The organism is Xanthomonas arboricola pv. juglandis (assembly GCF_001013475.1).
Lineage (GTDB): Bacteria > Pseudomonadota > Gammaproteobacteria > Xanthomonadales > Xanthomonadaceae > Xanthomonas > Xanthomonas arboricola.
Window position 1 is genome coordinate 70,959 of record NZ_JZEF01000003.1, and the last position, 15,197, is coordinate 86,155.

Consider the following 15,197-nt stretch of genomic DNA (forward strand, 5'->3'; position numbering starts at 1 on the left):
GCCCAGCCAAACCCGTGCATCCCCTGCATCTGCGTCGTCCATTCCCTGTTTCACGGAACGATAACGAACCGGCAATGGCTGTGGCAAGTAGGTCACAAAAAAAGCCGCCGAAGATCGGCGGCAGGGAGAGAGAGCGGGTTTCTTGTTGTAGTGACTGCAGGCTAGCGGGGTGATGTGCCGTGGAAATGTCCCTGCATGGCGCCGCTGGCGTGCTGCGTGCCAGGCGGCCGCCTGCGTGTCAGCCCTGGCACATGCACAACGACCTCCCGAGGGAGGCCGTTGTGACAACCGGCGTATCCAGCCAGCGGGCCCGGCGGCCCAAGGGCGCGCGATCAGAAGCGCTGGGTGTACTGCAGGTAGCTGTAGCGTCCCGGGATGGCATAGGCCGAATCGAACGAATTGGCAGAGGCGCTGAGCGCCACCGGCGGGTCGCGGTCGAAGACGTTGTTCAAACCCACGCGCACGGTTGCATTCCACGGCAGCTGGTAAGACACCTGCAGGTCGTTGAACGCAGTTGCCGCGACGTGGCGATAGTTGCCGGCGTCGTCCAGTTCCGAGTCGTAGTCCTTCATGCCCGAGTAGTAACGCACGGCCCAGTTGGCGGCCAGGTTGCCGTAGCTCCAGTCCAGGGTTAGCGTGCCGCGCGTGCGCCAGTTCGGGTTATCGGTGTGGTAGATGCCGTTGTAGCTTTCCCAGGCCGAATTGTCGTCCTGCTTCTGCTCGTTGACCGCCACGTAGGTCGAATCCAGCGTCAGCATGAACTGGCCGATCGCGGTCTGCGGCAGCTTGTAGCGCGCGGTGAAATCGTAGCCCTGCATGCGTTGCTCGCCGACGTTCACCGGCTGGATCACCAGGCCGGTGATGGCGCCGGTGGCATCGCGGGTGACCAGGTCGCAGAACGCCGAGACATTGAACTGATAACACTGCGACAGGATCTGGTTGGCGCTGAATTCGGTGATGGCGTCGGTGATCCTGATCTTCCACCAGTCCAGCGACACATCCAGGCCTTGCACCGAGGCGGGGCTGTAGACGAAACCGAGCGTAGCGTTCTTGGATTTTTCCGGCTGCAGGTTGGCGTTGCTGGTGTAGGTGAACGGATAGATGGTCTGGCCGGAGTTGCCGCTGGCGCTGTTGTACTCGGCCACGTAATTGGCCGGTACGCCGCCGGCCGCGCACGCGGCAGCAGTCGCGCCGGTGTAGGAGGTGCTGTTGGTCGAGCAGGGATCGGAATAGGTATCGAAGCTGTCCGATGCGCCCAGGTACAGGTTTTCGATCGATGGCGCGCGGAAGCCGGTAGCGTAGTTGCCACGGATCAACAGGTCGGCGACCGGTTTCCACTTGAAGCCGAATTTGCTGTTGGTGGTGCTGCCGAAGGTGTTGTAGTCCGAGTAACGCACGGCTGCGCTCAATTCCAGCAATTGCGCACCGGCCACATCCTTCAGCAGCGGAATCGCCACTTCGGTGTAGTAGTCGTTGAGCGTGTACGAGCCGGAGGTGGGCGTAAACGAATTGCCCGAGGTGTAACCGGCCGAAATCAACGCATCCGGCGAGGAAAAGCCGCTTTCCTCGCGATGCTCGACACCGGCGGCAAAGCTCATCCAGCCGGCGGGAAGCTCGAACAGATCGCCGGTGAGGTTGGCAGTGAAACTGCTGTTCTTGTACTGATAGGTGTTGTGCGCGGTGAACAGGATGTAGTCCAGCATCTCCTGGGTCACGCCACCGGCCGGCGACAAAGGATTGAACGGCACGCAGCCGGCAATGACGGCGCCGCCGCTGTCCAGGCACGACAGGGTGCCATTGACGATGCCAGATGCACCGAGCGCGTTGCCCAGGTTGAGCAGGTTGACATCGCCGTACTGGGTTTCGGTCTGGTCGGTCTGATTGTGCGCAAAGCCCACATCCCAACTGAACTGCCTGTCCGCAAACTGGAAGTCGCCTTCCAGCCCGGTATACACGTGCGAGGTCTTGACGTCCTGCTGGTAGGTGCGCGCGAATTCGGTCAACCGGTGCGACCAGCCCACGTCGCGCCCGTCGCCGCCGTAGGCGCTGTTGTACGGGCTGTAGTAGCTGTCGCCGCTCATCAGAATGCCGGTGTTGACCGAGGCCAGCGGAAAGCCGGCCAGCTGCTGTGACGATTGGCGGCGGTTGTAGAGCCCATCGAACTTGAAGCGCACGTTGTCGGTAAGTGCGTAGTTGCCTTGCACGTACAAGGCATCGCGCTTCTGCGGCGTGACCAGGTAATTGTCCTTGGCGTAGTTGTAGCCGTAATCGGAGGTATTGAAGGCGGTGTACTGGTCCAGACCGTAGCGCGGATAATTGCTGTCGCCGCTGGCCGTTGCGCTGCCGGGCAACACGGTCCAGGCACCGCTGTTGCCACCTGCACGCAGACGGCCACTTGCCGAGTAGCTGCTGTATGCCGACGACCCTGCGCCATACACCGGCTCGGCCGAGATCTCGCGGTCGCCTGCCATCACCGCATCTTCCTTGACGCTGGACAGCCCGATCACCAGATTGCCGCGCTCGCTGGTGGCGCCCACGGTGGCGTCGAACGAGGTGCGCTGACCGTCGCCCTGGCCGTACTGACCGACGTAGGCATTGACTTCGGCACCATCGAAATCGCTGCGGGTGATGATGTTGACCACACCGGCGATGGCATCGGAGCCGTAGATCGACGAGGCGCCGTCCTTGAGCACTTCCACGCGCTCCACGATGGCCGACGGAATGGTGTTGAGATCCACCGAGCCGGACAGGCCCGATACCCAGCGCCGTCCGTTGACCAGCACCAAGGTGCGCGAGGCACCCAGGTTGCGCAGGCTCACGGTGGCCGAGCCGTCGCCGCCGTTGTTGACGGTGGAGTTCATCGTGGCGCCATTGGAGGGGATGCGCTTGAGCACGTCGGCCACCGAGGTCAGGCCCTGCTTTTCGATGTCCTGGCGCGTGAGCACCAGCACCGGTTGCGAATTTTCCACATCGACCGAGCGGATGCGCGAGCCGGTGACTTCGATCTTGTCCAGATTGGTCGGACTCTTGTCGGTCTGTTCCTGGGCAACGGCACTGGTGGTGATGCACAGGCCGATGGCGATCGCGAGCGAGCCCCGACGCATGGTCGGGTGGAGCGTGGACATAGTCATGTGTACGGCGATTCCCGATAGAGGAGGAACGACAGCGCGATCCCCGTTGGATGGCACCTGCACGCGTGTGTTCATCGACACGACACGCAGGCTTAGCGGGAATTTAACGAGCGGGTGTCGCCACCGTTTTTCGCCAATCGGCGCGTTGTTGCGGCGCGGCGCGCGCTGTGCGTGGACGCGCCATGCAATGCCGGTGCGCCGCTGCGCGTGTGCGGTGCCGACCTGTGATGCCAGGCGCGGACACATGTCGCTGTCGAGCGCGACAACACTGCTGTGCTCACCGCGGGCGGACGTGGGCCCACCCGAAGCGACGGGCGTCACCGTGCACCTCGGTGCGAAGCGTGTTGCTGGCAGCCGCGACATTTTTTAGCCGCGCACGGTGCGATGTGGTTTAATCGCGGCCGAAGTGGGGGTACCGCAGTACGCTGCGGTTGAGATAGTCCCTTCGAACCTGATCCGGCTGATACCGGCGTAGGGAAGCTTCGTTAGATGCGATGGTCCGTGCCTGCACGGGTGCATCGCCATTGAGCGCCGCCGCTTCGTCCGCCTGCGAATCCTTCGCAGAGCCAGCGCCGTGGGTGCTGGTCTTCCAGCACACAGGACGAACGCCATGAATGCCGCGCCTACCGTTTTGCAGCAACAAGCCCAATCGCTGTCCGAGGCTGTGACCCAGCCGATTCCAGGCTCCCGCAAGATCTTCGTGCAGGGCTCGCGCGCCGACCTGCAGGTGCCGATGCGCGAGATTGCATTGACCCGCACACCGACCCTGTTCGGTGGCGAAGACAACGCGCCGCTCAGCGTCTACGACACCTCCGGGCCGTATACCGACCCGCATGCCGCGATCGATCTTGTCGCCGGTCTGGCGCCGCTGCGCGCGCGCTGGATCGCCGAGCGTGGCGATACCGTGGCGCTGGACGGCCTGAGTTCCAGCTTCGGCCGCGGCCGCGAGCACGATGCGCGCCTGGATGCGGTGCGTTTTCCTGCACGGCGCCTGCCACGCGTGGCGCGCGAGGGTGCCAATGTCACCCAGATGCATTACGCGCGGTGCGGCATCATTACCCCGGAAATGGAGTTCGTGGCGATCCGCGAAAACCAGCGCCTGGAAGCGGTGGCCGACGCGATGCTGCGCAAGCAACATCCGGGCGAAGCCTTCGGGGCCGCGATCCAGCAACGCATCACGCCGGAATTCGTGCGTGACGAAATCGCACGTGGCCGCGCGATCCTGCCCAACAACATCAATCACCCGGAAAGCGAGCCGATGATCATCGGTCGCAATTTCCTGACCAAGATCAACGCCAACATCGGTAACAGCGCGGTGTCGTCCGGCATCGCAGAGGAAGTCGAAAAGCTGGTGTGGTCGATCCGCTGGGGCGGTGACACGGTGATGGACCTGTCCACCGGCAAGCACATTCACGAAACGCGCGAATGGATCATCCGCAACTCGCCGGTGCCGATCGGCACGGTGCCGATTTATCAGGCGCTGGAAAAGGTCGACGGGCGTGCGGAAGAGCTTACCTGGGAGATCTTCCGCGACACCTTGATCGAGCAGGCCGAGCAGGGCGTGGATTACTTCACCATCCACGCTGGCGTGCTGCTGCGCTATGTGCCGCTGACGGCCAAACGGGTCACCGGCATCGTCTCGCGCGGCGGGTCGATCCTGGCCAAGTGGTGCCTGGCTCATCACAAGGAAAACTTTCTCTACACGCATTTCGAAGACATCTGCCAGATCATGAAAGCCTATGACGTGGCGTTTTCGCTGGGCGATGGCCTGCGCCCGGGCTGCATTGCCGATGCCAACGATGCAGCCCAGTTCGGAGAGCTGGAAACGCTGGGCGAGTTGACCAGGATCGCCTGGAAGCACGATGTGCAGACCATGATCGAAGGTCCGGGGCACGTGCCGATGCAGCTGATCAAGGAAAACATGGACAAGCAGCTGCGCGAATGCGGCGAGGCGCCGTTCTATACCTTGGGGCCGCTGACCACCGATATCGCGCCCGGCTACGACCACATCACCAGCGCCATCGGTGCGGCGATGATCGGCTGGTTCGGCACCGCGATGCTTTGCTATGTCACCCCCAAGGAACATCTGGGCCTGCCCAACCGGCAGGACGTACGCGACGGCATCATGGCCTACAAGATCGCCGCGCATGCCGCGGACCTGGCCAAGGGGCATCCTGGCGCACAGGTGCGCGACAACGCCTTGAGCAAGGCGCGTTTCGAATTCCGTTGGGACGACCAGTTCCATCTCGGGCTGGATCCGGAAAAGGCCAAGGAGTTCCATGACGAAACCCTGCCCAAGGACGCGCACAAGCTGGCGCACTTCTGCTCGATGTGCGGGCCGCATTTCTGCTCGATGAAGATCACCCAGGACGTGCGCGATTACGCGGCCGAGCACGGTATGGGCGAGGCGCATGCATTGTCGGCGGGAATGGAAGAGAAGTCGGCCCAGTTTCTGGCGCAAGGCGCGCAGGTGTACCGCGCCACGTGACATGCGGCACCATCGTTGCGTTGCAACAAATCGACTGCCTGCTTAAGAAAAATTCAGCTTCGGCTTAGTCAGATCGCAGCGCGGTGCGCAAGTGCCGCGCTGCGACTGCATTGCAAGCGGTTACAGCCCGCAAGCACTTCGCGGCATTTTCCTGAATCGCAGATAAAAAAATCGCGCCAGAGGCGCGAAGGAGACATCGTAATTATTTGAATTCGTCGGCGAGAGAGAGAGAGCCTGACGTCGCCACCTGTCGTAGGGAAGCAACGAGGCATAGAGTAAAATTTGCACCAAATGGATGCATGACACAGTTGGTTGTGGTCCTTTGCTGAATTTGGCGTTTCGCGCGAAGTGCGTGTTGCGTTCTTTGTAGTCCTTGCATGCCGATGCGTGTTTCTTGCCGATGAGTGTTCCTCCCGCTAATGCGATGCCATCGGGCCGGTTACGTGTCGGCCAGTGCGTGGTCGACGTCGCCTCGCGCGAAGTGCATGCGCCCGGCGTTAAGCGCGCCGCGCGTCTGGCACCGAAATCCCTGGCGGTATTGCTGACGCTGGCGCGGCAGCCGGGCCAGGTGGTGACGCGCGAGCAGCTGTTGGCCGAGGTCTGGCCCGACACCTTGCCGACCAACGACGTGGTGACCCAGGCGGTCACGCAACTGCGCAAGGCACTGGCCAGTAACGGCAGCCAGCGCTTCGAGCATATCGAGACCATTGCCAAAACCGGCTATCGGCTGCTGGCACCGGTCGCGTGGGAGCAGCCGTCGGACGGTCCAGCCGATGTTGCCGCGCCTGCAACGGCGGTGACCGCATCGGAAAACGAGCCCGACGAGCGCAATCGCACCGCCGGCGTCACGGTCACTACCGCGTTGGAGCGCAGCCCTGCAAACCAGCAGCCTCCAGTATCGGTTCGGCCTGCGTCGGCTGCAGTGCGGCAGCGCCGATGGATGGCCCTGGCGTTGGCCAGCGTGGCTTTGCTGGTGGTGCTGGCGCTGGCGGCGCGGACGCTGTGGATGCGCGCGCCAGATCGCGATGCGGCAGCTGCCTCGGCAGTGCTCGGCAGCCCCAAGCGCCCATATCAGATCATCACCGCAGGCGGTGGTTTCGATCTCACGCCCAGCCTGTCGCCGGACGGGGCAATGGTGGCCTATGCCTCGCTGACCAGCGATCGCGCAGGCACCTCGATCCTGGTCAAGACCACCAACAATGCTTACCCGCGCGTGCTCGATACGCCGGCAGCCGGCATCTCCGATCGCCTGCCGGCCTGGTCGCCGGGTGGGCGCGAGATTGCCTTCTCACGGCAGGCGCCCGATGGCAGCTGCCGCATCATGATTGCCGCCGCCAACGGCCCGGCTGCTGCACGCGAGGTGGCACGCTGCGACGGTGCGGACATGCTGAGTTTCAGTTGGTCGCCTGACGGCCGTGCCCTGCTGTTCGGCAGCATGACGGGCACGCACGGGGCGCCGCGCATGCGGCGGCTGGATCTGGAAACCGGCCAATGGCAGCCGCTGAGCTACAGCGCGCAACCGAGCGACTTCGATTACACGCCGCGCTATTCGCCGGACGGGCACTGGATCGTGTTTCTGCGCAATCCGCAGCTTGGTGATCTGTGGCGCATCCCGGCAAACGGTGGAACCGCCGAACGGCTGACCCACGACAACGCCGATATCCGCGGCTGGAGCTGGTTGCCCGACGGCAGCGGCCTGATCTTCGGGCGTCGTGTGGACAGCGAGGCGCGGCTCTACCGGCTCGATCTGGTCGACCACAGCCTGCATGACCTCGGTGTGGACGATGCGCAGGCGCCGGATGTGGCGCACGGCCATCTGGTGTTCGTGCAGCGCAAACCGCAATTTGGTGTCTATCAGGTCATTCACGACCCCATGAATGGCGGCTACATTCGCCGCCGGCTGTTTCCTTCCAGCGGGCGCGACGACCAGCCGATGATCGCGCCGGACGGGCGCCAGTTGATCTTTGCCTCCAATCGCTCCGGTGCGTACGGCCTGTGGTGGGGCGATGTCGGCAAGCCTGGCTCGGTGCGGCTGATCGAAGGCCTGCGGCCGGATGCGCGCCAAGCCGCCGACTGGTCGGCCGACTCGCAACGCGTGCTGGTCAGCGGCAGCGACGCGCAAGGGCATGCGGCACTGTTCGAAGTGACGCCAGGCACGGGCAAGGCGTTGCGGCTACCGGTGCCGCAGGCGCGACCGTTGCAGGCGATCCATGTTCCCGATCCCGATCGGTTGTTGGTGGTGGCTGCCGCCGATGATGGGCACACCTTCGCCACGCTCTACGACAGACGCAGCGCTCCATGGCGCGCGCTGGCGTCGTTGCAGGACGTCTCGCAGCTGCGGCTGGACCGCGTCAGCGGCCAGGTATTGCTGACGCGTCTGACCGGCGGCGGGCTATGGCAGGTCGCCCCGTCGCTGGCGGCCGACACCTTGCAGCCGGTCGATCCGCAGCAACCGTCGCGCTGGCGCTATCGCAGCTGGGCGCCCGGTGCGCGTGGTCAGGTGCATTACCTGTCGTCCACCGACACCTGCGCCACCCATGACAGTGAGCTGCGCGGGGGTGACGGGCGCTGCCTGGACGTTGCCAAGTACACCACCATCAACGGTTTCAGCGTGGATCAGCGCAGTGGTGCGCTGTATGTGGCACTGGCGGAGGAAGATGGCAGCTCGATCGCCTTCATGCCATTACCGGAACGCCTGGCAACGCCCCTGGGTGTGATGTCCAACCTGTTGATCGTGTTGAGGAAAATCGCCTCGTAAGTTCTTCGGAAAGACTTCGTGGCAATTTCGGCAGACCTTCGTCGGAACTTCCTGACTCACGCCAGATTCGGCAAAACACTACGCCCTCTTTTGTACAGGGGGCTGCCACCATGCAACAGGTCATCACCGCAGATCGCGGACTCGCACTCTCATTGGACGGTGCCAGCGAGCCGACGTCGACGACCTGTCTGGCGGTCTCGCGCCTGGGCAGCATCCGGACCGCGGCCACCACCTTCACGCTGTGGGTGCAGCTGCGCGGCCGCGCCTGGGTGGAGGCCAAGGAAGGGCGCTTCCGTCTGCGCGCCGGCGACTGGATCGCCTTCGACAAGGAATCGCACCCCACCGTGCAGGCCGACCGCAGCGCGCTCTGTGTCGGCGTCAGCCTGGATGGCGACAGCCTGCAATCGTTGACCGAATTGACCGACGCTACGCTGTATCCGGGACGCAGCCAGCTGTCGCGTGGCGATCTGCGCATTGCACTGCGTCTGTGGCGCAACGCGGCCGCACAGAGCGGCAGTGCATCGGCACGCCCGTTGTTGCTGCATCTGGCTGCGATGCAGCGCGACTTCATCGCGCAGGAGCAGCGCTGCCCGGGGCGCTCACGCAGTCGTCGTCGTCAGGTCTTCGGTCGCATGCAGCGCGCGCGCCTGTATCTGGAAGGCAACAGCGACCGCGTGGTGCGCATCGCTGAGCTGGCGCAGCTGACCAACTTCTCCAGCTGGTATGTCTCCAAGACGTTCCAGAGCCTGTACGAGGAAAGCCCGCAGGCCCTGTCGGCACGGTTGCGGCTGGAGCGCGCCTCCGATCTGCTGCGCGATACCTCGATGATGATCGGTGAGGTTGCGGCGGCAAGCGGGTTCGACAATTGCTGCAGCTTTGCGCGTGCATTTCGTGCGCGTTTCGGTGTCTCCGCATCGCATTACCGCGACCAAACGACAAATCCGCCAGATTCGGCAAAGCCACGGAACGTGACGCGCAAAGCGACGATGTTCACGCAATCGTAATTTGCACAGGGGCGCTTAACGCGCCACTAACGAACCCTGGAGAGATTGATGAACCTTCGCACCTCCGCAGTGCGGCTGGGCCTGTTGCCCGCCGGTATTGCGATCGCGTTGACGCCGGCATTTGCCGTCGCGCAAGAATCGACCACCACGCTGGACCGTATCGAGATCACCGGTTCGCGCATTCGCAGCGCCGATGTCGAGACCCAGCAGCCGATCTTGACGCTTGACCGTCAGGCACTGGAAAAGCAGGGTCTGACATCCGTCGCCGACGTGCTGCAGAACCTGACCTCCGCTGGCTCGCCGGCGATTTCGCGTGCTGATGCGTTGTCGTCGGGCGAAGACGTCGGCGGTTACTACGTCGATCTGCGTAACCTCGGTGCGCAGCGTACGTTGGTGCTGGTGAACGGTAAGCGTCTGGGTGCATCGACCTCCGGTCTGCAGGATCTCAGCCAGATTCCGATGTCGGCAATCGAGCGTATCGAAGTGCTGAAGGATGGCGCCTCGTCCATCTACGGCTCCGATGCCATTGCCGGTGTGGTCAACGTCATCACCCGCAAGCGTTTCGATGGCGCTGAAGCCAGCGTGCAGTTCGGCCAGTTCGGTCAGGGCGACGGCGATACCACGCAGTACTCCTTCACTGTCGGCTCGCAGGGGGAGCGCGGTGGCGTGACGTTGTCGGCTGAGTATTCCAAGCAGGATCCGGTGTTCGCCAAGAACCGCTGGTTCAGCCGCGATGGCTCGCGTGGTCCCAACTCCACCCCGAACAGCTGGAGCCCGATCAGCCAGAATGGCTCGTGGTGCAATCCGCTGCAGGTCGACTGTGCGGATCCGGACACCGCGGTGTGGCAGACCCTCAATGCTGGCGGCAACCCGAACAATCCGGCCGACTATCACCCCATCACCCCGGCCGAGTACGCCAACTCGAACCAGCAGATGATGGTGCAGACCGGTATCGAGCGGAAGTCGGTGTTTGCCAACGTCAACTATGACGTTGCCGATGCCATCACTTTCAACGCCGACATCGCCTACAACGAGCGCACGACCGACGGACAGATCGCGGGTTATCCGTACCAGTCCGGCTCGTTCGGCACGCCGCTGGAAGCCGGCAGCGCATTCAACCCGGTTGGCCAGGACGTCGATTTCCGTCGCCGTCTGTGGGAAGTGCCGCGCGCCACCGAAAACCAGCTCAAGACCCTGCGCTTCGCGCCGACCTTGAGCGGTTACTTCGATCTCGGTGGCAAGACCTGGGACTGGGACGTTGGCGCGTTGTGGAATCGCAACGAGAACACCAAGCGCAGCCGTGGCGACATGAGCCTGATCGCATCGCGTCAGGCACTGGGCCCGTCCTTCATCAACGGCCAGGGCGTTGCACAGTGCGGTACCGCTGCCAACCCGACCTCGCTGTCGGCTTGCCGTCCGTGGAATCCGTTGCTGCCGTATAACGTTGCAGGTCAGGGCTCGCTCGCCGATCCGGCGTTGCAGGAATTCCTGTTCCCCACCTTCACCGATACCGGCCTGACCAAGACCACCAGCTTCACTGCCAACCTGTCCGGTTCGATCGTTGAACTGCCGGCTGGCGACCTGGGCATTGCCGTTGGCTATGAACACCGCAAGGAAGAAGGCCGTTTCTCTCCTGACGCATTCGCGCAGTCGGGCGAGAGCACGGGCCTGGGTGCCAAGACCACGCAGGGCGAGTACTCGCTGGACGAGGTCTACCTTGAATTGAATGTGCCGCTGCTGAGCGACGTCGCATTCGCCAAGGAACTGACCTTCAACGCTGCGACGCGTTATTCGGACTACAGCAACTTCGGTGACACGCTGAACTCGAAGTTCGGCCTGACCTGGCGTCCGCTGGAAGACCTGCTGGTGCGTGCGACCTATGCGGAAGGCTTCCGCGCTCCGACCATCAGCGATCTGTACGGCGGCCTGAGCAGCAGCTTCGAGGATTACATCGATCCCTGCGGCGTCGGTGCTCCGAACAGCGTCAACGGCAATGCGGCCTGTACCAATGCTGGTGTACCGTTGGGCTACACCCAGCTCGGCCAGGGCTTCGTGCCTTGCACGACCTACCCGTGCCAGACGCCTGACGAATTCGTCAGCGGTGCCAACCCGAACCTGAAGCCGGAAACCTCCACCAGCAAGACCGCTGGTCTGGTGTGGAGCCCGCGTTGGGTGCAGGGCCTGGATATCTCGCTGGATTGGTACCGCTACGAGATCAACGACATGATCATCGCCGATAGCGTCGACCGCATCCTGCGCGACTGCTATGTGCTGGGCAACTCGGAGCGCTGCGCAGGCGTGACGCGTGCAGCCGACGGCCATATCTCGTCGATGACCTACGGCGTGGCCAACCTCGGCCAGATGGAAACCGAAGGCTACGACCTGGGCGTGAAGTATCGTTTGCCGGAAACTGCAATCGGCTCTTTCACCCTGGATTGGCAGACCAGCTACGTCAGCAAGTACGACGAAGCCGGCCAGGACAGCGCGGGCAACGCCATCATGATCGGCCGCGTTGGCGAGCCGGGTATCTTCCGCGTGCGCTCCAACGTTGGCGTGAACTGGGCGCTGGGTGATTTCGGCGTCAACTACACCCTGCGTTACTACTCGGGCATGAAGGAAAGCTGCATCACGCTGGCCGAGGGCTATTGCGATGCACCCGACCATTTCGCCAACGGCGAATCCGATCCGCTGCGCCACACTGGTTCCAACACCTTCCACGACCTGCAGGTCAACTGGAAGGCACCGTGGGACGCAACGATCGCACTCGGCGCGAACAACGTGTTCGATCACCGCGGTCCGCTGCAGTACTCGGCACCGAACAGCAGCTTTGCCTATTACGGCGGCTTCGAAATCGGTCGCTTCGTGTACATGAAGTACACCCAGCGTTTCTGATCCATCGACGCGCTGTAACACAAGAGGACGGGCCGCAAGGCCCGTCCTTTTTTTATGGTGAGGCGGATGCGATAAAGGCATCGCCGGCTTTCTTGATCGTCCGCTCGTCAAGCGACTGTGCTGACGCTCAGCCGACGCGACAGCCATCACTGATGACATCTGCGTGGATGTGACAATCCGTGGAATGAAAGGGAAACGCCAGGCGCACTAGCTGTCTTCCCAGTGCAGCTTTGTTGCAGCACAGGCAAAAAAAAACGCGGCTTTCGCCGCGCTTTTTTACTTGCCAGCAGTTCAAGCCTCGGCAAGCCCCAGCAAAGTATCGGCCTGTTCGCGCCAGGTTGGCAGACGTGTGAGCACGCCAACCTTGGACAGGTACTCTTCGTCCACGGTTTCGCCGCTGGCCAATGCGGTCGCCACATGCACCGCGCCGGTCACCCAGAAACTGCGCAGGCTGGAGCGCTGGGGGTGGCGATGGAAGGCCACCGCTTCGATGATCGGCATCGGCAGGCCCCACAGGCCGAGCAGGTACGCGCCGGCTTCGGTATGGCCCAGGCGATCGTCGCCGCCTTCCAGTGGCGGCTCGCGCTCGTCGCGCACGCCGGGCAGCAACAGGCCGATATCGGCCAGCAGCGCGGCGGTGGAGCCGAGTTCTGCGCTGGTCGGCGGCAACACCTTGGCTGCCAGCCGCGAGGAGAGCAGGGCGCGGCGCTGCATCGCATTGCGCTCGGCTGGTGTCAGGGTCTGCACCGAGAACACTTCACTGGCCAGGACCAGGTCGCGCAACGTGGCCACGCCCAGGCGGGTCACTGCCGTGCGCAGATCGGTGATGCTGCGGCCGCCGGAGAAGAACGCGGAATTGCACAGCTGCAGCACCTTGGCCGCAATCGCCGGATCGCCGGCAATCAGCTTGGCGATATCGGCCGCGTCGGCGCCTTCGTCTTCTTCCAGCGCATGCATCAGGCTCAGATACAGATGCGGCGGAGACGGCAGTTTTTCGATCCGGCCGATCGCCGCGCGCAGGCGCGGGTTGCCGAGCAGATCGCGCAGTTCTTCCAGGCTGGTGATGGCTTCGAGCAGGACTTCCGGGGCCAGCGGCATCGGCAGGAAGCGGTGCGCCACGCCAATGATGCGCGCCGGCGGCGTGCGCTGACCATCCTGGGCATCGATTAGGGCGATGCGGATGGTGTCCGGGCGCAGCGTACGGATCTGCCCCAGCAACGTGGCGGACGTGAGGTCAGGCAGGACGGGGGCGACGATGACCGCATCGAACGGCGACAACGCAGCCGCTTCGATCGCCGAATTGCCGTCGGCCACCTGCTGTACCTGCCACTGATCACCCAGATCGGCGACATAGTCGCTCAGTTCGGACGGAAGACTGGCTTCGTCCCCAACAAACAGAATACGCAAGACACTTCCCCAAGAGTCACCGGTGGCAGACACCGGCCAAACGCTGTCGGCAATGTACCCAATCTGCCGCCGGCGGTCACCGGGATCACGCCGGAAGCGTGATCCCGATCGCCCCGCGGTTGCGGGGCTGCATCACGGTCGTTGGATCAGGGTGCGTCGGAATTATAGCGTTCCACCGACTCCACCAGGATGCGCTTGGCCTCTGCCGCGCCGCCCCAGCCATCCAGCTTGACCCACTTGCCCTTCTCCAAGTCCTTGTAATGCTCGAAGAAATGGCCGATGCGCTCCATCCAGTGGCTGGACACCTGGTCGATATCCTCGATATGCGCGTAACCGGAGAAGATCTTCTCGATCGGCACTGCCAGGATCTTTTCGTCGCTGCCTGCCTCATCGCTCATGCGCAGCACGCCCACCGGACGGCAACGCACCACCGAACCGGGCACCAACGGCAGCGGCAGCACCACCAGCACGTCGGCCGGGTCGCCGTCGCCGCACAGGGTGTTGGGCACATAGCCGTAGTTGCAGGGGTAACGCATCGGGGTGGACAGGATGCGGTCGACGAAGATCGCGCCGCTGGCCTTGTCCACTTCGTACTTGACCGGCTCCGAATCCTTCGGAATTTCGATGACGACGTTGATTTCTTCCGGCAGATTCTTGCCGGAGGTGACCAGTTCAAGACCCATGCGCGTAACTCCCGAGGCGTCATCTAGTGTGTGGAGCGCGATTCTACGCGTTCGGCTGTTGCGGTGCAGCGACACTGAATGGGCAATGTTCTGACCGCCGCGTGCGGCATAGCCCGCATTCATCCCGGGAAGCTCCCCGATCGTCGCGGCCTGCGGCGCGGCGCACGCTGCAGACTCATCCACTGCTCGGGAACTGCCATGTTCAAGCCTGTGCGTTTGCTCGTTGTGCTGCTGCTCTCCGGTGCCACCCAGTTCGCCTCTGCGGCGACGCCAGCGCCGACCTTCGTCGATGCGGTGGACTGGCCCGCCAATGGCGAAGGCTGGGAAGCCTTTGTCGATCTGGAGCAGCGGCTGGAACAGGATTTCGACAACATCTGCGGCGACACCTTTTGCGGCGGCGAGTTCAGCGACTACCAGCCGCTGCGCTTGCGTTGCTCGGTGCATCGGGTCAGCGGGGTGGTGCGCAGCTGCATCTGGACCTTCGGTGCCAGCGAGGTCAGCGTCGATCCCAGCAGCGGGTACCTGCGTTCGGACAGTCGGGTCTGGCGCTGCACGGTACCGCTGAAGGCAGGGACGCGTCTGGACGAGATGTACCGCACCCTGGCGGTGAACAACCCGCTGTTCGAGCCGCTGCCCGGTGGGGCGCCGCCGATCTATGACGGCTTGATTGGTTGCCTCTGAGGGACGTGCCACAGCGCAAGCTGTGGCGCGGTGTGCTGCCCGGTGCAGCGATTGCGTGCGGGCGCGGGGCCTGCCCCGCGTCGGCCGCTGCGAGCCGATGCGGCACGCGGACCTCAAGGCCACAGACCTATCGCCTGCCCGTAGCGGGCCGAC

Annotated in this window: 8 protein-coding genes and 1 riboswitch; of the genes, 5 read left to right on the forward strand and 3 right to left on the reverse strand. The window is 63.6% G+C overall.

From position 1 onward, the window contains the following. Positions 1-332: 332 nt before the first annotated feature. Positions 333-3,104: a TonB-dependent receptor gene (locus XARJCFBP2528_RS11180; RefSeq protein ID WP_026064362.1), complete on the reverse strand. Its 2,772-nt coding sequence runs from the start codon at positions 3,102-3,104 to the stop codon at positions 333-335. A 425-nt stretch (positions 3,105-3,529) separates the two neighbouring features. After that, positions 3,530-3,627, forward strand: a riboswitch (TPP riboswitch). 114 nt (positions 3,628-3,741) lie between these two features. On the opposite strand from XARJCFBP2528_RS11180, the gene thiC reads away from it, so the two are divergent. From thiC to XARJCFBP2528_RS11200, 4 genes are all read left to right on the forward strand, one after another. Further along, entirely contained in the window at positions 3,742-5,619 is a 1,878-nt protein-coding gene (gene thiC / locus XARJCFBP2528_RS11185) for a phosphomethylpyrimidine synthase ThiC (protein ID WP_016902677.1), read from the forward strand. A gap of 424 nt (positions 5,620-6,043) precedes the next feature. Continuing rightward, positions 6,044-8,377: a winged helix-turn-helix transcriptional regulator gene (locus tag XARJCFBP2528_RS11190; RefSeq protein WP_047124710.1), complete on the forward strand. Its 2,334-nt coding sequence runs from the start codon at positions 6,044-6,046 to the stop codon at positions 8,375-8,377. Between the two features lie 110 nt (positions 8,378-8,487). Continuing rightward, positions 8,488-9,381: a helix-turn-helix domain-containing protein gene (locus XARJCFBP2528_RS11195; RefSeq protein ID WP_016902679.1), complete on the forward strand. Its 894-nt coding sequence runs from the start codon at positions 8,488-8,490 to the stop codon at positions 9,379-9,381. A 48-nt stretch (positions 9,382-9,429) separates the two neighbouring features. Then, positions 9,430-12,273, forward strand: coding sequence for a TonB-dependent receptor plug domain-containing protein (locus XARJCFBP2528_RS11200; RefSeq protein WP_026064364.1), 2,844 nt, complete (start codon positions 9,430-9,432; stop codon positions 12,271-12,273). Positions 12,274-12,564: 291 nt separating this feature from the next. Here XARJCFBP2528_RS11200 and XARJCFBP2528_RS11205 read toward each other — a convergent pair whose 3' ends face one another. Both XARJCFBP2528_RS11205 and ppa read right to left on the reverse strand, forming a co-directional pair. Then, positions 12,565-13,713, reverse strand: coding sequence for an HDOD domain-containing protein (locus XARJCFBP2528_RS11205; protein WP_026064365.1), 1,149 nt, complete (start codon positions 13,711-13,713; stop codon positions 12,565-12,567). A 113-nt stretch (positions 13,714-13,826) separates the two neighbouring features. Beyond that, entirely contained in the window at positions 13,827-14,363 is a 537-nt protein-coding gene (ppa, locus tag XARJCFBP2528_RS11210) for an inorganic diphosphatase (RefSeq protein WP_002804918.1), read from the reverse strand. A gap of 198 nt (positions 14,364-14,561) precedes the next feature. On the opposite strand from ppa, the gene XARJCFBP2528_RS11215 reads away from it, so the two are divergent. Further along, positions 14,562-15,044 carry a hypothetical protein gene (locus tag XARJCFBP2528_RS11215; protein WP_016902682.1) on the forward strand — a complete coding sequence of 161 codons (483 nt, stop codon included), beginning with the start codon at positions 14,562-14,564 and terminating at the stop codon, positions 15,042-15,044. The last annotated feature ends 153 nt before the right edge of the window (positions 15,045-15,197 follow it).